This is a genomic window from bacterium (assembly GCA_016708025.1).
Classification (GTDB): Bacteria; Zixibacteria; MSB-5A5; order GN15; family FEB-12; genus FEB-12.
The window spans coordinates 657,005-675,590 of record JADJGQ010000001.1 but is presented as its reverse complement, the minus strand read 5'-3'; the positions used below and the strand labels follow the sequence as shown (position 1 = coordinate 675,590).

Annotated in this window: 19 protein-coding genes and 1 tRNA gene; all 20 read right to left on the bottom strand. The window is 53.7% G+C overall.

All coding sequences use genetic code 11. The features are described 5' to 3' along the window. Nucleotides 1–3: 3 nt before the first annotated feature. The gene (locus tag IPH75_02925) at nucleotides 4–603 is read right to left on the bottom strand and encodes a protein phosphatase CheZ (GenBank protein ID MBK7141019.1); all 600 of its coding nucleotides are present in this window, start codon (nucleotides 601–603) and stop codon (nucleotides 4–6) included. A gap of 25 nt (nucleotides 604–628) precedes the next feature. Beyond that, nucleotides 629–1,003 (bottom strand): response regulator, encoded by a 375-nt coding sequence (locus tag IPH75_02920; GenBank protein ID MBK7141018.1) that lies wholly within the window; start codon nucleotides 1,001–1,003, stop codon nucleotides 629–631. Nucleotides 1,004–1,014: 11 nt separating this feature from the next. Beyond that, nucleotides 1,015–1,407, bottom strand: a complete 393-nt coding sequence (locus tag IPH75_02915) for a response regulator (protein MBK7141017.1) — start codon at nucleotides 1,405–1,407, stop codon at nucleotides 1,015–1,017. Nucleotides 1,408–1,427: 20 nt separating this feature from the next. After that, nucleotides 1,428–2,411, bottom strand: a complete 984-nt coding sequence (locus tag IPH75_02910) for a protein-glutamate O-methyltransferase CheR (GenBank protein ID MBK7141016.1) — start codon at nucleotides 2,409–2,411, stop codon at nucleotides 1,428–1,430. A 36-nt stretch (nucleotides 2,412–2,447) separates the two neighbouring features. Beyond that, on the bottom strand, nucleotides 2,448–2,825 hold the full coding sequence (locus tag IPH75_02905; protein ID MBK7141015.1) for a response regulator: 378 nt from the start codon (nucleotides 2,823–2,825) through the stop codon (nucleotides 2,448–2,450). Continuing rightward, on the bottom strand, nucleotides 2,822–4,729 hold the full coding sequence (locus IPH75_02900) for a HEAT repeat domain-containing protein (protein ID MBK7141014.1): 1,908 nt from the start codon (nucleotides 4,727–4,729) through the stop codon (nucleotides 2,822–2,824). Before IPH75_02900 ends, IPH75_02905 begins: the two co-directional genes overlap by 4 nt. A 32-nt stretch (nucleotides 4,730–4,761) precedes the next feature. Beyond that, nucleotides 4,762–5,112 carry an STAS domain-containing protein gene (locus IPH75_02895; GenBank protein MBK7141013.1) on the bottom strand — a complete coding sequence of 117 codons (351 nt, stop codon included), beginning with the start codon at nucleotides 5,110–5,112 and terminating at the stop codon, nucleotides 4,762–4,764. 18 nt (nucleotides 5,113–5,130) lie between these two features. Next, nucleotides 5,131–5,553 (bottom strand): ATP-binding protein, encoded by a 423-nt coding sequence (locus IPH75_02890; protein MBK7141012.1) that lies wholly within the window; start codon nucleotides 5,551–5,553, stop codon nucleotides 5,131–5,133. 3 nt (nucleotides 5,554–5,556) lie between these two features. Beyond that, a complete protein-coding gene (locus IPH75_02885; protein MBK7141011.1) occupies nucleotides 5,557–6,849 on the bottom strand; it encodes a SpoIIE family protein phosphatase in 1,293 nt (430 codons plus the stop codon). A 67-nt stretch (nucleotides 6,850–6,916) separates the two neighbouring features. Beyond that, nucleotides 6,917–8,230, bottom strand: coding sequence for a ribosome biogenesis GTPase Der (der, locus tag IPH75_02880; GenBank protein ID MBK7141010.1), 1,314 nt, complete (start codon nucleotides 8,228–8,230; stop codon nucleotides 6,917–6,919). Beyond that, nucleotides 8,227–9,513, bottom strand: coding sequence for a DUF512 domain-containing protein (locus IPH75_02875; protein ID MBK7141009.1), 1,287 nt, complete (start codon nucleotides 9,511–9,513; stop codon nucleotides 8,227–8,229). Before IPH75_02875 ends, der begins: the two co-directional genes overlap by 4 nt. A gap of 24 nt (nucleotides 9,514–9,537) precedes the next feature. After that, a tRNA-Gly gene (locus IPH75_02870) sits at nucleotides 9,538–9,609 on the bottom strand. 109 nt (nucleotides 9,610–9,718) lie between these two features. Further along, nucleotides 9,719–13,036, bottom strand: a complete 3,318-nt coding sequence (locus IPH75_02865; GenBank protein MBK7141008.1) for a hypothetical protein — start codon at nucleotides 13,034–13,036, stop codon at nucleotides 9,719–9,721. Between the two features lie 338 nt (nucleotides 13,037–13,374). Next, entirely contained in the window at nucleotides 13,375–14,124 is a 750-nt protein-coding gene (gene tatC / locus IPH75_02860; GenBank protein ID MBK7141007.1) for a twin-arginine translocase subunit TatC, read from the bottom strand. Nucleotides 14,125–14,173: 49 nt separating this feature from the next. Next, nucleotides 14,174–14,662: a transcriptional repressor NrdR gene (nrdR, locus tag IPH75_02855; GenBank protein ID MBK7141006.1), complete on the bottom strand. Its 489-nt coding sequence runs from the start codon at nucleotides 14,660–14,662 to the stop codon at nucleotides 14,174–14,176. Nucleotides 14,663–14,679: 17 nt separating this feature from the next. Beyond that, nucleotides 14,680–15,003 carry a divalent-cation tolerance protein CutA gene (locus IPH75_02850; GenBank protein MBK7141005.1) on the bottom strand — a complete coding sequence of 108 codons (324 nt, stop codon included), beginning with the start codon at nucleotides 15,001–15,003 and terminating at the stop codon, nucleotides 14,680–14,682. Continuing rightward, entirely contained in the window at nucleotides 15,003–15,311 is a 309-nt protein-coding gene (locus tag IPH75_02845; protein ID MBK7141004.1) for an MTH1187 family thiamine-binding protein, read from the bottom strand. Before IPH75_02845 ends, IPH75_02850 begins: the two co-directional genes overlap by 1 nt. Then, a complete protein-coding gene (locus IPH75_02840; protein MBK7141003.1) occupies nucleotides 15,311–16,570 on the bottom strand; it encodes a serine hydroxymethyltransferase in 1,260 nt (419 codons plus the stop codon). The genes IPH75_02845 and IPH75_02840 overlap by 1 nt, the downstream gene beginning before the upstream one ends. Before the next feature lie 128 nt (nucleotides 16,571–16,698). Further along, nucleotides 16,699–18,045, bottom strand: a complete 1,347-nt coding sequence (gene hslU, locus IPH75_02835; GenBank protein ID MBK7141002.1) for an ATP-dependent protease ATPase subunit HslU — start codon at nucleotides 18,043–18,045, stop codon at nucleotides 16,699–16,701. Further along, a complete protein-coding gene (hslV, locus tag IPH75_02830; GenBank protein MBK7141001.1) occupies nucleotides 18,042–18,578 on the bottom strand; it encodes an ATP-dependent protease subunit HslV in 537 nt (178 codons plus the stop codon). Before hslV ends, hslU begins: the two co-directional genes overlap by 4 nt. Nucleotides 18,579–18,586 lie beyond the last annotated feature (8 nt).

Below are 18,586 nucleotides of genomic sequence, written 5' to 3'. Positions count from 1 at the left end.
GTCCTATTTTTTCTTCGTCTGGAGAAACAGATTGTCGATGTCCGACTGTTTGGCATGGTTGTCGGTCATCTCTGCATGAGGATCATACGCCCGTTCCTTGCGTATCTTCGGCTCCTCGACCGTCACCCGGAACTCATCTCCGCCAATGACCTGCAAAATCGAGTGCAGTTTGTTCTCTATGTCTTCGAGTAACGCCGCGGCATGGTCCATCTGTTGCGACGTAATATCCTGGAATTGCAGAGTATTCATGATAGTGAACGCGTCGTTCAACGTCGTATTTGCTTTGCCACTGAGATCCTGGGCGAGTCCGGAAATGGGGGCATGTTCCCCTTTGGCCGCGAGCTGGCTAATCTGTCCGAGCCCGGCGATCATCTGTTCTTCGCGCTGCGTGATCTGTTCGATCATATCCAGCATGCGATGAGCCGCAGCCTCGGTTTGCTGCGAGATCTTATCGAGTTGATCGGTCGCCTGTGGGACCTTCTCGCGAGACTCGACGAGAGGGTTTTTGAGACGATGGAAATTCTCAATTAGACCGGCTACTGACTGGGTCAGTTCCTGGAGCTCTTGCTGGATGCGGCTTTGGCTGAATTTATTTGTCGTCATGGCACATCTCCTGTTAGTCCGCCCGTCATCCCGCCAGGATCTGGTCGATCTTGGCTTTCAGAGTCTCAGGTGTAAACGGTTTGACAATGTAATTATTGACGCCTGCTTTCATCGCTTCCACGATGTCTTCCTTAACGGACCGGGTGGTCACCATGAGTACCGGCAAATTCTTGAATTCGTCGGTGGCACGGATCTGCGTCACAAAGGCAAGGCCGTCCATTTCGGGCATATTCCAGTCGGTAATAACGAAACTGACATGCTCGACTTTCATTTTCGCCAAAGCATCTTTGCCATCGGTTGCTTCGATGACGTTTTCATAGCCGGCGCGCTTGAGCGTATTGATGATGATCCGGCGCATGGTCGGACTGTCATCAACCGCAATGATCTTGAGATCGGACATATAGGCTCCTCTTAGGCGGGCGCACCCGCGCGCAGTTGCAGCACTTTACTTACTTCATCGAGTAACAGCGACGATTTGAACGGCTTCACCAGATAAGAGGTAGCACCAACGTCGAGACCGCGCTGACGATCGTCGTCCCCTCCTTCCGATGACAGGATGATAATCGGCACTTCGCGATATTGCGGATTTTGCCGCAAGGTCGCGATCAGGCTGTAGCCATCCAGGTTCGGCATGTTCAGATCGGTTATGACCAAATGTACTCCCTCGGTCAATCGCGACACTTTCTCGAGAGCATCCATCCCGTCGCAGGCAGTGACCACATTGTAGCCACCGTTGCGCAGTGAGAAGCTGACGAACTTCACGATCGTCGGAGAGTCATCGACCACCAGGATTGTCTGGTTCATGATCCTGCCCTCTATCCCTCTTATTGCTTGACCGCTATCGGTTTGATTTTGCTCAGCAGGTCCATTGCCCGGATGGCGCCCGACGATGCCGAGGTTGCAGGTGACGAACCGGCGGCGGCAGTCGTATCGACGCGCACAACTCCGGCCGCGGCCTCTTTCTGGTAAACCAGGGCGTTCTTGAAATAGACCAGCTTAAACGCTTTGGATATCCCATGAAGCGTTTCGGCATGGCCGATGTAGAAGTAGCCGCCCGGCTTGAGCGCGTTATAAAATCCGCGCACCAGTTGCTTCTTTACTTCTTCCGTGAAGTAGATCATGACGTTACGACAAAAGATCACATCCATATTGGATACGACCGATATCTTACGCGGATCGTTCAGGTTCATGTGAGAGAATTTCACCAAGGCCTGAACTTCCGGTTTCACTCGATAATTGTCGCCGTCCTTGCTGAAATACCTGGTCAGCAGTTCCGGCCTGATATTGCGCAGGGTGATGCCGCTATACTCCCCCTGGCGTGCCCTCTGGAGTACTTGCTCCGAAATATCATTGGCAACGATTTCGACATTCCAGCCAGCCAGCGATTTTAGCCGTTCCAGGATGATAACGGCCAGCGTGTACGGCTCTTCGCCGGTGGAACACCCAGCCGACCAAATACGCAGCGACTTGGGGCCCCGTTCCTTCAGCTTCTCCTCTATAACCAACGGCAGGACTTCATCAGAGAAGCTGAGCAATTGCGGTTCGTTGCGGAAAAAGCTGGTCTCGTTAGTAGTGACGAGATCCATCAGCTTATTGAATTCACGAAGAGAGAGATCGTATTTTACGTGATAGAAGTAATCGCGGACGGTCTTGATCTGCAATTCGGCCATTCGCTTGGCGAGCCGATTGCGAACCAGATACATCTTGTTTTCGGCGAAGAATATGCCGCTCTTTTCGAGGATGAAATCGCGAATCATCACGAACTCATCGAGCGTCATGTCCAGTTCAACTTCGCTATTTACCAGCATACTGTCCCTCGCGCCCAGCCCCTTTTGCTCACCTACTCACTTCTGCGCATCTTTCAGCGCAGCCTCAAGCGTTTTACATAGCTGGTTGATATTGAATGGCTTGATAACATAGTCATATACTCTGTTACGCAGTGCCCCCACTGCGCTATCGACCGACGGAAATCCGGTCATGATCACCACGGGAATCTCCGGATGATGCTGTCGTAGTTCACCGACCAAAGTCATGCCATCCATCTCCGGCATGCGCACATCGGTCAGGACGACATCGATTGAACGGTTCTTCATCACCTGGAGAGCCTTTTCGCCGTTTTCTGCGACGGCGATCGACCACCCCTGGCCGGTAAAGAAGTCGTACAACAGGTCGCGGATCAGCAACTCGTCATCGACAACTAGTAATGACGGTTGTTGTGTCACTGCTTTCCTCCCAGGGTGTTAACCGCAAGGTTGACTGCGGCAACCAGATCCTGATTCCGTTCTTTGCGTAACCGTTCGAGAGCAGGCAGAGCGAGGGTAGCCCCGAGTTCAGCAAGCGCCTTCGCCGTAGCGATCTTAATGATATCCTGAGGATCATCAAGGAACGGCATGAGGTAATCAGCGTTCTCTTTGACGCCCAGGTCGGCAATGGCGGTGATCGTATGATACCGCACCCAGACATCCGGATCATCCAGAAGGAATTTGATATGCTTGATAGAGCGCTCTTCTTCAAGAGCAACCAATGCGGTCACCGCGGCTTTGCGAACAGCCGAGTTTTCGTCATTCAATGCTAGAACGATCGGTTCTACGTTGCCGATCTGACCGATCCTGGACAGCGAAGAGATGGCCGACTTGCGGATCGCCGGATCCGGATGATTGGTGGCACGTAACAGAGGTTCGATCACTTCAGACTCACCGATCCAGCCGAGAGCTGTCACCGCCAGGCGCTGACGGTCGATATCCGGGTGATAGAGGTCGGCAGTGAACTTGGCGACAACTTTGGCGCCGCCGACAATGATCAGCGCTCCGACCGCGGACTCGCGGACATCATTGTATTTGTCTTCAAGTCCGGAGAAGATGAAATCAACATCAGCTTCGCCAGCCAACCAGCCGATAGCGGCATATCCTGCCGCGCGAACATGGCCATTATTATCGGAGGCCATCCGCTTGAGTACCGGGATGGCGGTCGCATTGCCGGAGATACCGAGCAGGTGCGCCACTTTCTGGCGAACATCCTGGTCCTGGTCATCGGCAACACGGAGCAGGTCTGCGGTGATGTCGCTCGTCGGGCACTGCTTGAGTAAATCAAGCAGGCGGAGTTTGGTCTCCTTTTCGGCGACCAGCAGCTTATCAACAATCATCGGGACAGCCGGGGCACCGATATCGATGAGTGCATCGGCGACACGGCGGAATTTGTCATCATCAACGAACTCTACCACGTTGAGCAGGTTCCGAATGACATCGGATCCATACCAATGTGAAAGCCGTTTAAGCGTAAATTCAGTGATATCGCGATTGCCGCGCTTGATCCCATCGAACAGGAACGTGCTGAAACGCTCCAGCGGCAGGTCAACACTGCTGCAACCATCATTGCGAATTGAAATGCTGATGATCGCATTGAGGCAGGTCTCGGCTATGGTCGGGTCTGGCTGATCGAGATATGGCTGGAGTTCCTTGACGGATTCCGGCTTACCGATGGCCCCGATCGCCTCCATCGCTGAATAAAGCACGACTGGATCGTCGGAAGTCAAAGTCTGGTAGAGATAGGGCAAGGCCGAAGCATCGCCGATCTTTCCCAGCGCCTCGATAGCCTGAAGCCGGACGTCATCGATCTTGTCGCCGGCGGCGATCAGGTTCGGAACGGCCTGCGGCGAGCCGATCTCGCCAAGGGCTTCGGCGGACGAGCAGACCACATTGTTGCACTCATCCCAGAGTTTCTGACAGAGCGGCTGAACAGCGCGCTCGTCACGGATCAGTCCGAGAATATCTACGGCAAATTTGCGCACATCGGCATCGTCATCGTCGAGATGATCGATGAGCGCCGGGACCGCTTCGCCGGCGATGCGGACGAGGATCTCCGACGCGAGATTGCGCGTACCAATGTCAGGATGGGCCAGGAATCGGCAAAGTAATTCCGACGCGGTCCTCCCCTTGATCTCAGTAAGGAAATCGGCGGCCAGTTCGCGGATGCCGAGATCGGCGTCCTCGATAGCCAGCACCAAGCCGGCCACCGCTTCATCCTCGCGGTACCGTCCCAGCTCCTTGACCGCTTCTTCTCGTTCGAAGAAATCCGGCGACTGAAGTCGAGACAGCAGTTCCCCAATTGTTTCAACCACGTGGCTCATGTCGCTACCCCTTGAGTTACCTGACTTGCAGTTTAGCGAATGCCAACTGCCTGGAACGATGTCAGCGCTTCGTCTTCAGTCGGGTAAATTTCAAAGATATGGGAGAGCTGCGTGATATCGAAGATCTCCTGCACATAGCTGGCAAGATTGGAGAGGGTCAACCGACCTTTGGTCAGGCGGACTTCCTTCATGATCGAGACCAGCGCGCCGAGACCGGAGCTATTGATAAACTCGACCTGGGCGAGATTCAGGTGGATCGTCGTTTCATTCTTGGCTAACAGTTTCTTGACCTGTTCCTTGAGCGAACTGCCGCTCGCGAGGTCGAGACGTCCGGTAAGCTGGATAACCGTAACCGGACCCTTTTCACGTACTATCATCTCCATGCTGTCCTCCGCATGACTTTATAGAGTTGTCTGAGCTTTGTGTCGCGCAATACGGATGGTGACCTTGAGCCCCCCATTGTCCTGCTGCGAGTATTCGACCGAGTCGGCGAAGTGTCCGATCAAGTCGATCCCTCTTCCGCCCTCGGCCAGCAGACCTCTTGGTTTTCGAGCCCGGAGCCTAGCCAAACCACCTTGCCCTTCGTCGAGGATATCGGCAGTGATGGCTGTTTCCTTAACGTCAAGTCGGACTGTCACTTGTTTGGACGGATCGCTCCCGTTGCCATGCACCATGGCATTGTTAAATGCTTCGGAGACTGCAAGTAAGAACCCCCGACAGTCCTCGCGGGGGACTCCGGCTTCGTTGAGGGCAGCCTCAAAGTCATCGAGCATCCGCTCTTCTGATTCCAGACGAGATGGATATCGGAAGTCGTAGGTGGGCATAGATCAGTTCACTTTCACCTGCAACAGGGTAAAATCATCGTGAGAATCTTCCGTGGTTCCTTCGGAGAAGCGGTCAACCCATTCCTTGACTTTCAGACAGAATTGCTTGGGAGGAAGATCGATCTCGGATGTAAGCACCTGCTCTGCGCGTTCGCGCCCAAACAGGTGACCGTCGGCATCTTCCGCCTCGGTCAATCCATCGGTAAAGAGAAAGAGTCGATCGTTCCGATGAAGCGGACGATCTTCTTCTATGAAACGTATGCCCGGAAACTGGCCGATGATTGGGCCACCGGCCGCCAGTGAATCTATCGTTTGAGTTTCGTCATTCCAGTACAGACCAGGGAGATGGCCAGCGTTACAGAAGCTCAGCCGCATTCCCGCCAGATCAAATTTGCAGAAGAAAAGCGTGACGAACATTTCGCGATCTTTGATGATCCCCTGCCCCATCAACTCATTCACTCGACGGGCCAGTTGCGAAACGGAGATGGTCGGTTCGTTTTCCACGACTGTCTTGATAATGCCCGAACAGGCCGACATCACCAACGCCGCCGGAACGCCCTTGTTCGAGACATCGCCGATCACGACATAAAACGTCTGTTCCGATATTTTGATGACATCGTAGAAATCGCCGCTGACATCACGCGCGGGAAAGTAGATCGCGCCGATGTCGACTCCCGGAGTTTCGTCAAGTTGCTGAGGAAGGATCGTCTCCTGCACCTGTTTGGCAATGGCGATCTCCTGCTGGATCTTCTGACGCTGCAACCGTTCCTTCATCAGCAATGTATTGTCGATCGCGACTGCGACAAAGCGAAGCAGCATCTCCAAGACTTCCTGATCGTCGGCCGAGAAATTTCCGCCATCAGTCTTGTTGAACATCACGATCAGCCCGTGACACCGCTCGGAAGTCTGGATCGGTAACGCTACGACGGTGTTGAGCGTGATACCTTCTTCGGACTTGATGCCGAGATCCGCAAGGACTACGGTTTCCCGGTGTTCGAGACAGTAGGTGGCTAGATCCTTGCCATCCTGATACATCAGCGCCTTGACAAACTCTTCGCTGACTCCCCAGCAGACTTTGTTGGTCACTTTGCCTGATTCTGTCAGCATGATCAGGCCGACCTCTCCGCCAACCAATCCCATGGCCATATCCATGACCACGGACAGGACGGCGCCGGTCTCATGAATCGAAGTGATTACTGCGCCCATAGTTGCGAGATCCCGGAGTTGTGCTTTCCGGTATTCGAGACGGGCCTCTAAGTCTTCGATCTGGGTAGTTGTAGCAGCTTCGGACAGCATAAAAGCTGTATCGGCAGGAATGCGCCGAAGTTAAGGTCGGACTGGAAGATATGAAGAAATGGCAGAGCTACTTGTGCCGGAATTTCAGGCGGATCGGTACGCCCTCGTATCCGTAGCGAGTCCGCAGTTGATTGGAGAGGTAAGAGATATACCCTTTGTCCAGCAACTCAGGCAGATTAACGAAGAAGACAAACGTTGGCGGCGAGGTTTCAGACTGGGTCAGATACTTGAACTGAATGTACTTCCCCTGTTTGGCCGGTGGCTTTCTTTTGCCGTAGACTTCCTGCAGGAAAACGTTGAGTTCGGCGGTGGCGATACGGGAATGATATCGCTCATGCACGGCATCGACAGTCGCCAATACTTTGGAGACGCGCTGACCGGTCAGAGCAGAAATGAAAATGATCGGGACAAACGCCATTGGTCCGAGCAATTCGCGAAGTTGCGCCGTGAAAGTGTCTGCGGTTTTGTCATCCTTTTCGATCAAGTCCCACTTGTTGACGGCCAGAATAACGCCGCGACGAGCATCAATAACATCGCCGAGTACCCGCATATCGCCTGCGGTTAACCCGTCCACCGCATCCATGAGTACAACGCCGACATCGCATTCATCGATTGCGCGAGCCGTGCGGAGGGTCGTATAAAACTCGATATTCTCCTGCACTTTGTACCGCCGACGGAGTCCTGCGGTATCGATCAGGAGATACTTCTTGTCGCCCATTTCCAGGAGTGTATTGACCGAGTCACGAGTAGTCCCGGCAATTGGCGACACGATGAGCCGATCTTCTCCGGTCAACTTATTGATGAAGGATGACTTTCCGACATTCGGTCGACCGACCACAGCGACTTTGATCGCCCCTTCTTCTTCGGCCGTTCCGGCGTCCTCAGCGGGAAGTCGTGCAATGAGTTCGTCAAGCAGTTCACCGATGCCGAGTCCTAGCGAGGCGGAAACGGCAAACGGTTCGCCCAGCCCCAGCTTCATGAACTCATAGACATTCAGGTCGAGGGATGCATTGTCCGCCTTGTTGGCTGCCAGGAGATGTGGTTTGGATGCCTTAGAGAGCGCGCGAGCAATGCGCAGGTCAGTTGTGTCGACTCCGGTTTGTGCGTCGACCACCAGGATCACCAGGTCGGCTTCGTGTATAGCGAATTCGGACTGATCCATGATCAGCCGTTCCATTTCATCCCTGGAGTCGGGCACCATACCGCCGGTGTCGATCAGCCGGAATTCCCGTCCATTCCAGTCACAGACGGCGTAATTGCGGTCGCGTGTGACACCAGGTGTGGGATCAACTACCGCCAGTTTCTTTCGGAGAAGTCGGTTGAACAGCGACGATTTCCCAACATTGGGACGCCCGACTATCGCCACTATGGGAAGGCTCATATAAACAGGTCTTTGATGGTTGCCGCCAGGTCATACTGACCAATGTAAACAGGTTTCTGCAGGACCGCCTGAAACTGCGATAGTGAGAGATTATCCAGGAACAGATCGTCCTGGTTGAGGCAGTTCGGAGGAAGTACCAGCAGGTCGTAGTCATCAAGTCTGGCGCGCGCTTCGCGAAGCAGATCCTGCCCAGTCAGCAAACCGGAGACGGTGACCATCTCCCCCCAGAAGCGATTCTTGACCGGCTGAATGGCAACTTGAAGCCCCAGTTCATCGGTCAGGAAAGGCAGTACTTCGGTTGTAAGGAATGGACTGGCCGAATACCCGGTCAGGAAAAGCGCCCGCTTGTTCTGGTATTTCTGTTTTTTCAGATACGCTTTTTTGCGATTGAAGTTGGTCAGGAACTCCCTCACCATGCCGATCCCGTTTTCGAACTGATTCATCTCTTCGTATTCGGATCGTTTGGGGAAAGGTCGGTGGGCCTGAACATAAAACTCATCGGCGGCCCAGACGAACCGACTGCCGCACGCCTTGAGGATTTCCTTCTGGCGCATCTCGACATAGTCAATAATGGTGGAAGCTTCATCGGCCCGATAGGTCCGGAGATTCGGCAGATCGTCACGATACCGGGTCAAGCCGACCGGCACTACCGCCAGTGTTTCTACCGCCGGATAGAGGTCGACCAGATCATTGATGGTCCGCTCCAATTGCGGTCCATCATTGATGCCGGGACAGAGCACAACTTGTGTATGAATGGAGATGCCGTTTTCGCCAAGCTGGCGAAGTCGCGGGATGATGGGCGCCAGTTTCTCGTTCTTGAGCATACAGCGGCGCAGGGTGTCATCAGTCGCATGGACCGATACATACAACGGCGACAGGCGCTGTTCGATTATTCGCTCGATATCTTCATCGGTGGTATTTGACAGCGTGACAAAATTGCCGTGCGTAAACGAGAGGCGATAGTCTTCGTCTTTGATATAGAGGACGCGACGCATCCCCTGGGGTTGCTGACGGATGAAACAGAAAATGCAATCATTCTTGCAGGTGCGGACCTTGTGATCATCGAGCGTGATTCCCAGATCACCGGCGGCAACATCGTGAAATTTGAAGTCGATCTCTTCTCCCTTGTCGTCGGCGAAGATGATCTGGACCCGTTCATCGGCGATCTTGTAGCGAAAGTCGATGGCATCCTGAATCTTCTGACCATTGACAGTCAGAATGGAATAACCGGGGCGGATATAGCCGAATAACGGCGATGCGGGGTCGATCTCGAGTATTTTCATTCGGTTTTGTATACCAATAAAAAAAGCGGGCGATGGGGCTCGAACCCACGACGTCCAGCTTGGGAAGCTGACATTCTACCACTGAATTACGCCCGCTTATATTGGACCGGTAAAGTAAGGGCTCCCGGCCCGAATGTCAACAACTAAACATCGAGACGGGAGCCTAACCATCTGTCAGCCAATCAGTTTACCCAACTCTCCCCTTCTATTGCGGGCAATTGGGGAGTATTGGACGAGGCGTAGCTGTCAGGTACGCGATCAAAAGCGACAAGTCCGACAGATCTGGTGTCGGTGTCGGACTAGCATTGACATTGGCTTCTGCTAGGCAAGTGGTTTGAAGCGGCGGGAAGATCAGCCCGTTAATAATGGCTGATATATCCCCTACGTCCACTTTACCATCGCCATTCACATCTCCGGTCGTACCAACACAGCAGGAAAGGCAGGTAGTCTGCACATTTCGAGTCCAGGCTACGGCTTTATCGATAGTCCTCTTGAGTGAATCGAGAACTTGCACCGGCGTCCCCCCCGTCGGGCGGGTCACCGCCATCGCTGTCCAAATGGTCAGCGTATCATTGGCCGGCAGAGTCCATCCTGTCGACATTTCATTCTTGTATACCAACATCGAATGCAGGTCAGTAATACGCGGTTCAGTCGAATACCCCGGGCTCTTCATCTGGTTCCATTGCTGTTCGGGTACGAATCCACCCGCAGGATAGACAAAAGTGTCGTTGGCGGCATTTAGTCCGGCATACAGTGTGGTCGAGGAGACACAGTTTTTCATGTGCATCCTGATCAATGCGGCACCGCCATAGCGGAGGGAGTTATCATAGCAATCAACGCCTGCGTCACTTGAGTTGAACCCGCGCATGTAGAGAAGTCGCCGAGTGGCATCGAATCCGCCGATATTGTTGCTGGTGCCTGAGTCAGTCGGGATATCCCAGTCAAAGGCTTCTCCTATGGCAAGATTAGTCACGGACTGGCCGATACTATAGGGAAAGACTCGCATTCGCTGGATGATGAAGGTGCAACTATCGGCGTTGGTAGCTCCAGTTGGGGCATACCAAGTCTTCTCAACTTTCACGAGTGAGTCTGAAGTGCAGAAGGTACCGGAATTGTAGCCGTCCCACCGAGCACCGGTGAATGACCCGCGCGGCGAAGATTCTGCCAATTGTCTGAATCCCCATTGCGAGGCGAAACCGTCCTGAAATATCGCCCAGGAAGCAACATATGTATTTTCAGCCGGCTTGCGAATGATGACCGGCGAGGCATCGCCCAAATAGATGTCAGCATCCCCGCGGCTCAATGTTCCAACACCGGTATCGCATTCTGGGGATGGTTGCGGGAAGTTCATGTTCACTCCGCCAAGGTAGTTATTCCCCATATTCCCGATACTGTTGACGGTGAGTGAGATCCCGCATTGTGACACGACTGTATCATAGACAGACGGGACATACGGGTAGTGAACCCAGAGGTCTACTCCAACGGTGATCGAATCAACCGGTGAACCATATCGGAACTTAAGATACCCGTGATACTGTGCACCAGGGTTGGTCAGAACTCCACCGTTGTTAAGATGAACCGTCACATCTCCCGAGTCACTGCCGTTGATTGTCGATGGAACATTAGACACCGCCAACCAGCCGGCCGGACCATCAAATTGCACCGCTTCGGCGCTTGATATCGCCAGAGGGACAGAGCATTGATTGTAGAGCGAGAGAGTCATGTCTGATTGAATGCCCGGCTCCACTGTTGTCGGGTAATCGATGTATGCCGGAGTCGCGATCAATTTGCATTTAGGTGTTGGGTTGCAGGCCAGACGTATCCAGCGCATGTCATTGAGCGTTGGTGGTCCCTGGGGCGTTGAGAGAATAGACCCTCCGGGGTATTTATCTGTCATATACCAGACTTGAATGAACTTATTCCCCGGCGTGCCCCCATCCATGGCATAACTGACCGCATTAGACCAGTCGTTACTTGGGTAGAGCGCGTCATCCATCCCATAGCGACTCACCCCCAGCAGTTGGTCATCGGCACAGGTCCCGGTATCACAAGCAGGGGTGTAGCTCGAAGAAATGTTGCGTGGGGAGTCCCAGGCAATCCCACTTAGCCCGCCGGACACACTGACGAAGATCTCACCGTTGGCTCCCTGGTTGGCAGGCGCACTGGCGCAACAATCATCTGAGTGTCCGGTGACAGGGTCATTGAAACTGGAAAAGACGACAAAGAGGCGGTTATCGCATTCGGCGATCGAGAATTTGGCGACATTCATCGCATTAGAACCACTGGAGCAGTATATGTCGGCAGGATCCCAATCAGCACGATAGACCGTGGTAAATATAGTTGGATGCCACTGCGACCAATGGAAGAGGCGGCAGCGACGGGAACCAAAATCGACTCCATCCGTGACCGATGCATTCCAGACGAGATGAAGTCTGCTCTGATAGTCGTACAGAGAAGCAACCTCCAGCCAGGCACGGTAACCGGAACCCGAGTAATTCGTGACGTTGGTGCGGGTCCAGGTGCCGGAGGCTCCGGTAGGTGATTCCGCATACCAGACATCCGAATCAAAAACATTCTCTGCCAGTCTCCCCTGTTCGGTCATCTTGGTCCAGGTGACGGCTACCTTGGAAGAAACTCGGTCGCATGAAATGTCCTGCGAAGGAAAGAAAGACGTATCGACGAAAACCAGTTCCCAGCTATTGTCCGGATTGGCTTCCGACCAGCCAACCTTCCGGAAGACTTTCATAGCGCCGTCATTACCGGTGACACTTTCAAACGCCGCAAGATAGATGGTCGTAACACCGCCGAATTCGGAGATGTCCATGGTGGGCCAGAAGGTCTCTCCCCCTTCAATTCCGCCGGCATCACGTACCGATTCCGCCATAACGGAACCATCAAGAATTCCACCGAAGTCACCGTCAATTGGCCCACTGTCGCGTGTTACTTTCAATTGGGTGAGATTCGGGTTTGTACCGATATCAGGGAATTCATAGCCAGCAAGATAGGCAGCCCCTTCCTGGTCCACAGCTATCTTGGGATATACACCCGCGACATTGGAACAGGAACCGGGGGGTGAGTCAGAGCCACAATGAATATCCAATCCTCCCGGAGGAACAAATGAGCCACCCGGGGAGACCGCTTCAAACGCACCCCACCCCCAGTGGTTTCTGTCGAGCGTGGCGGTGGAGGCCTTGTAGATGAAAGCAAATTGCACAGCCGGTAGTCCACTGGAGGGCGGAGTGAAATCCACGGTCCGTCCGATTGTGGAATTGGCTTGCCAGTCACGCCAGGTTTGCGCGACCAGTGCTCCTCGCGAGTCAACCGCCGCATTGATCGAGACAAGAGATCGGGTGCGGACAGCATCTGCCGCGCCATTCCCCTGATCAAGTACTACAGTCGGCTTGGTGACGGGTTGTTTTTTGAGGTCGGGATTGTCTGGGCGGTTAGCTGATTGGACAGTGATCGCGGTGAGGGCCACGATCTGAATGGTGAGGACGATCCACAGTCTAAAACTGTGCCTCATACCTTCTCCTCCTACCCGATGTCGGTTGACCGATGTTCTCAGAGGTCGAACGACCTTCGCGCTCCAACCTCCGCGTACGTGAGAAGCCCTCTATAATAACGGTACACCGGATTGATCGCTTCCTGCGACGTCCGGTCTACTTGACTTTCGACGTAAATTGCTGAAATGAGAACGACATATACAATAGTGCCACCGACTCGATGCCGGTGGCGCTGTACTTTTCGCCTGGCGTGCGGGGAGACGGTCCCCTCTGACTCCTGCTTTAAAATAGACCACTGAGTTGATCTATGCAAGACAAAACTATAATGGACAAGTCAGGACTATATGGTATGGAATCGTCAGTTGCGGCGGCCCGTCACACGCACAACCACGATCGAGGTCTCATACAGCAGGTACATCGGGACTGCCAGAAGTAGCTGAGTGACAACATCCGGTGTTGGAGTCAGGATCGCCGAAACGATCAGGATCAGCACAACCGCGATCCGTCGTCCTTTGGAAAGGAATGACGAAGAGACGATGCCCAGCTTGCCCAGCAGAAAGGCGATGATCGGCAGCTCGAAACTGAGCCCAAAAGCGATCAGTAGCATTCCGGCAAATGAGATGTATGAGTTGACTGTGATGATCGGGCTGAGCAGGTCATCGGCAAATCCGATCATGAATTTGAGGGCAACGGGGAGCACATACAGGTAGCAGAACCCAGAACCGGCAACGAATAGCAAAGTTGCAACCACCAGAAATGGAATAACCAACTTCCGTTCTTTGGGGTAGAGTCCCGGCGCGACGAACGCCCAGAGCTGATAAAATAGGAACGGGAGCGAAGCTCCCAGACCTGCAAAGAGACAGATCTTGAGATAGGCGGAAAACGAGCCGGTAACCTCAGTAACATGCAGTTTGACGCCGTCAAGCGGGGCGATAAACCAGGCGACCAGTTGGTCGGCAAAGGTAAAGGCGACTCCGGAGAAAACAATAACAATCAGTACCGACCAGACTAGCCGCTTACGAAGCTCCTCAAGGTGCTCCAGAAACGGCATCTCCCCCGGCTTGCGGGTTGGCTGGGTATCCTCTACTGGCTGGTCAGTTGGCGACATAGGTGGAATCTGAAACCCAATCGATTGAAAGTCAAACCTAATGTGTAGGCTATTCCGAGGGAGCTTGGCCGGGTGACCGCTTCCCTTTGTGCTTCCGCAGGCGATTCAATTCATCGAGAAATTCGTTCATGTCCTGAAAGTCGCGATAAACAGAAGCGAAGCGAATATAGGCAACCTCGTCAACCTCGCGCAATTTGGCGATTACCAGCTCACCGATCTGCTTGGAGTCGATCTCCCCCTTCCCAATGTCATGAATGGAAGCCTCGATGTCCTGCACAATCAGGTCAATTTGAGCGGAATTAACCGGCCGCTTATTACAGGCCAGCTTGATACCATGGAGTAGTTTGTTGCGGTCAAAGGGTTCTCGGCGACCATCGGATTTGAGGACTATCAGGACCGACTGTTCAACATACTCATAAGTAGTGAAGCGAGTGCCGCAGGAGAGGCATTCACGGCGACGGCGGATGGCACGATTGTCCTGCGATGGTCGGCTGTCGACCACCTTATCTTCCTCATATCCGCACTGGGGGCAACGCATGGGTTAGAGGATCAGGCTCAGGACTCGCGATTCGTTTCTGCCTTGACCCAGGCGACATAGTCCGGGAAAGCTGATACCAGCGGAAGGCCGATGATCTCGGGAAGTTCGTATGGATGGTTCTCCACCACAAAGTCCATCAACTTCTGAAATTTCTCCTGGGTCGTTTTGACGATCAGGAGCGCTTCGTCATCGTGCTGAACCTTGTCATCCCACCAAAAGTAGGATGATATTCTGGGGACGATATTAACGCAGGCGGCCAATCGTTCTTCGACCAGAGAGCGGGCCATCCGGTCTGCTTCATCCTGCGGGATAGAGATATAAACGACGCGAATGGAATCCATCAGCTCCTCACTTCCCGGCCGAGCCGCTTTTTGACCGATTCGATCTTGCCGGTCAGCCGCCCCTTGGCCCCTTTCCGGTCATCAATCGTTATACTGATATAGATGCGGCTATGGTTTCGTCGCAGCATCAATCTGGCTTTGTTGATCACGCGCATCACCGGTTCCCATTCTCCCTCGACAATGGTCGACATCGCCGTCAAGCGATACGGAAGGCCCGAGCGATCAATGATATCGATCACTTTGGCGACATCCGCAGAGACGGAATCTCCCCGCTTGTCGGTCGGGAACATGGTGAGCTGAAAAAGCATCAAACTGTCTCCTTCAGCCGTTCGGAATAAAGCGGGTATTGGCCGGAGAACTGGGCGACTTCGCGAGCGATATCGGCCAGGATCTCATCTGATTTGCGATTTTTGAGTGCACGGTCGATGAAGTCGGCAATCGTCTCCATCTCGCGCGTCCCCATGCCACGCGTCGTGACGGATGGGGTGCCGATCCGGATACCCGAGGTGACAAATGGTTTCTCCGGGTCAAACGGAACTGTGTTCTTATTAACGACTATCCCCGCCTTATCGAGTGCCTGTTCTGCCTTCTTGCCGGTCATGTTTGGTTCGCCGACAAAGGAGATCAACATCAGGTGGGTGTCGGTGCCGCCAGTGACGAGGCGATAGCCGCGTTTCTTGAGCGCTTCGGCCAGGACTTTGGCATTGTCGACAATCCGCTTCTGGTAGGCTTTGAATTCAGGCTGCAAAGCTTCTTTGAATGCGACAGCCTTGGCGGCGATCACATGCATCAGCGGTCCGCCCTGAATGCCGGGCATAACTGTCCGATCGAGATCGGCGGCATACTTCTCTTTGCAGAGAACCATTCCCCCGCGGGGGCCGCGGAGCGTTTTGTGCGTGGTGGTAGTAACGAAATCCGCATACGGGACCGGAGATGGATGTAACCCTGCCGCCACCAATCCTGCGATGTGGGCAATATCAACCATCATGTAGGCGCCGACCGCATCGCAGGCTTCGCGTATCTTCTCGAAATTAAGGAATCGGGGATAAGCCGACGCGCCGGAAACGATCATCTTCGGCTGTACTTCCTTGGCCTGTGCAATCAGCTTGTCGTAATCGATCACTTCGGTCTCGCGGTCGACTTCATAGCCAACAAAATTGTAAAGCATACCGGAGAAGTTGATCGGGTGGCCGTGGGTCAGGTGGCCGCCATGCGATAGCGCCAACCCCAGGACTTTATCGCCCGGTTTGAGTACTGAGAAGTAAACCGCCATATTGGCCTGAGAACCGGAGTGAGGTTGAACATTGACATGCTCGCAGCCGAAGATCTCTTTGGCGCGGTCGCGCGCAAGATTCTCTGCCTGGTCGACAAACTCACAGCCGCCATAGTACCGTTTTCCGGGATACCCTTCGGCATACTTGTTGGTCATGACGCCGCCGTTGGCTTCGAGGACAGCCTCCGAGACATAATTCTCGGACGCGATCAGGACCAGTTTGGTCGCCTGTCGCTCCGTCTCTTTGAGCATGATATCGTACAGTTCGGGGTCAGCTTTTTTCAAGTAAGACATGGTTCCTTCGCTCCTGTGGGGTCGTCGAGCGTGTTCTCTTTTCTGGTCTCGGCGACATACTTGTCGGTAATCTACGCAACAACCTGCCAATGGTCAACAGGCTGGCGGGCCGACTTTGTCCGGCAATTCTAGAGTATGTATCTGCTCAGGTCTTCATTCTCGACTATGGCGGCCAACCGCGTTTCTACCTGTTTGCCGCTGATCGTGACTTTCTTCTTGCGGGTAGGTGGCTCAAAAAGGAGATCTTCAAGCAAGGTAGTCAGCACGGTGTGCAGCCGTCGGGCACCAATATTCTCAGTTTCACGATTTACGCGCTCGGCTATCTCTGCGATCTTCTTAATGGCATCCGGAGTAAACTGCAGGTCGACCGATTCCGTCTCCAAAAGTGCTTTGTACTGTTTGACCAACGCATTTTTCGGCTCAGTCAGAATTCGTTCAAAGTCGCTGGCGGTAAGGGTGTCCAGTTCCACGCGAATGGGGAAACGGCCCTGAAGCTCCGGTATCAGATCGGAGGGCTTGGAAGAATGGAAGGCGCCGGCAGCGATGAACAGCACGTGGTCGGTTCGCACCATGCCATACTTGGTCATGACGGCCGAACCCTCGACAATCGGGAGAATGTCCCGCTGGACTCCCTCGCGGCTGACATCCGGTCCGACCGACTTCTCTTCCCCGGCGATCTTGTCTATTTCATCGACAAAGATGATGCCGGACTCCTGAACTCGTTCCAGCGCCTCAGGAATGACCTCATCCATATTGAGCAGTTTATTCAGCTCTTCGCTGAGAATGTATTTACGGGCTTCTTTCACCGTCATCTTGCGACGTTTGGTTTTCTTGGGCATCAGTCCGGAAAACATCTCCTGGAAATTGACTCCCAATTCTTCCATCCCCATCGGGGAGAAGATCTCGACCACTGGATACTGTGACTGCGGCGTTTCCAGTTCCACTTCACGCTCATCCAGCTTCCCATCCAGCAACATCTTTCGAAAGCGTTCGCGGGTGGGGGATGTCGCTTCCTTTTGCTCGGATTCTTCCTGCGCTCTTGTCGATTTGGGTTCCGGAAGCAGGAGGTCGAGGATGGTCTCTACTGTACCAAGATTGGCTTTTTCTGTCAGGTCGCGGGACTTTTCCATCTTAACCATGTTGACGCCGATATCAACCAGGTCGCGAACCATCGATTCGACATCGCGTCCTACATAACCGACCTCGGTGAATTTTGAAGCTTCTATTTTGAGAAATGGGGCTTTGGCCAGATCGGCGAGACGGCGGGCTATCTCGGTCTTGCCGACCCCGGTCGGACCGATCATGATAATGTTGTTCGGCATGATCTCATGACGGATGTCTTCCGGCGCGTTCTGGCGCCGCCAGCGATTGCGTAGCGCAATAGCGACCGACTTCTTGGCGTTGGCCTGACCGATGATATATTTATCGAGGTGTTCCACGATCTCGCGCGGAGTGTAGTAGCCGTTTTGCTTCATTTGATCGATTCCACACTGATATTTTTGTTGGTAAAGACGCATATCTCGGCGGCCAGTTCAAGGGCCTTCTCGGCGACTTTGTCTGCGGGCATTTTGGGATTGGCAAAGATCAGGGCGCGGGCGGCCGCGAGCGCATAACCGCCTCCGGAACCGATAGCGACAATTCCGTCATCCGGCTCGACGACATCGCCATTGCCGCTGATCAGAAAGATATGCTCTTTGCTGGCAACCGCGATGACGGCTTCAAGTTTTTGCAGAGTTTTGTCGGTGCGCCACTCTTTGGCCAGCTCTACCGATGCCTTCGGGAGATTACCATTGAATTCGTCGATCTTCTTCTCGAACAGCTCATACAATGCCAGGGCATCGGCCGCCGCGCCTGCAAAACCGGCGAGGATCTTGCCGTTATACATCTTGCGGATCTTCACCGCTTTGGTTTTCAGTATCTGATCGTCAAAGGTCACCTGGCCATCGCCAGCCATGGCCGCCTGACCTTTGTAGACCAATCCTATGATCGTCGTAGCATGCAGTTTCATTCTCTTAT

Excerpts from the sequence above, each read along its gene's own strand:
- hslV (MBK7141001.1), bottom strand. The coding sequence starts at position 18,578 with ATGAAACTGCATGCTACGACGATCATAGGATTGGTCTACAAAGGTCAG.
- IPH75_02900 (MBK7141014.1), bottom strand. The coding sequence starts at position 4,729 with ATGAGCCACGTGGTTGAAACAATTGGGGAACTGCTGTCTCGACTTCAG.
- hslU (MBK7141002.1), bottom strand. The coding sequence starts at position 18,045 with ATGAAGCAAAACGGCTACTACACTCCGCGCGAGATCGTGGAACACCTC.
- IPH75_02845 (MBK7141004.1), bottom strand. The coding sequence starts at position 15,311 with ATGCTTTTTCAGCTCACCATGTTCCCGACCGACAAGCGGGGAGATTCC.
- IPH75_02875 (MBK7141009.1), bottom strand. The coding sequence starts at position 9,513 with ATGAAAATACTCGAGATCGACCCCGCATCGCCGTTATTCGGCTATATC.
- IPH75_02885 (MBK7141011.1), bottom strand. The coding sequence starts at position 6,849 with ATGCTGTCCGAAGCTGCTACAACTACCCAGATCGAAGACTTAGAGGCC.
- IPH75_02840 (MBK7141003.1), bottom strand. The coding sequence starts at position 16,570 with ATGTCTTACTTGAAAAAAGCTGACCCCGAACTGTACGATATCATGCTC.
- IPH75_02925 (MBK7141019.1), bottom strand. The coding sequence starts at position 603 with ATGACGACAAATAAATTCAGCCAAAGCCGCATCCAGCAAGAGCTCCAG.
- IPH75_02915 (MBK7141017.1), bottom strand. The coding sequence starts at position 1,407 with ATGAACCAGACAATCCTGGTGGTCGATGACTCTCCGACGATCGTGAAG.
- IPH75_02920 (MBK7141018.1), bottom strand. The coding sequence starts at position 1,003 with ATGTCCGATCTCAAGATCATTGCGGTTGATGACAGTCCGACCATGCGC.
- IPH75_02865 (MBK7141008.1), bottom strand. The coding sequence starts at position 13,036 with ATGAGGCACAGTTTTAGACTGTGGATCGTCCTCACCATTCAGATCGTG.
- tatC (MBK7141007.1), bottom strand. The coding sequence starts at position 14,124 with ATGTCGCCAACTGACCAGCCAGTAGAGGATACCCAGCCAACCCGCAAG.
- nrdR (MBK7141006.1), bottom strand. The coding sequence starts at position 14,662 with ATGCGTTGCCCCCAGTGCGGATATGAGGAAGATAAGGTGGTCGACAGC.
- IPH75_02850 (MBK7141005.1), bottom strand. The coding sequence starts at position 15,003 with ATGGATTCCATTCGCGTCGTTTATATCTCTATCCCGCAGGATGAAGCA.
- IPH75_02890 (MBK7141012.1), bottom strand. The coding sequence starts at position 5,553 with ATGCCCACCTACGACTTCCGATATCCATCTCGTCTGGAATCAGAAGAG.
- IPH75_02910 (MBK7141016.1), bottom strand. The coding sequence starts at position 2,411 with ATGCTGGTAAATAGCGAAGTTGAACTGGACATGACGCTCGATGAGTTC.
- IPH75_02895 (MBK7141013.1), bottom strand. The coding sequence starts at position 5,112 with ATGGAGATGATAGTACGTGAAAAGGGTCCGGTTACGGTTATCCAGCTT.
- der (MBK7141010.1), bottom strand. The coding sequence starts at position 8,230 with ATGAGCCTTCCCATAGTGGCGATAGTCGGGCGTCCCAATGTTGGGAAA.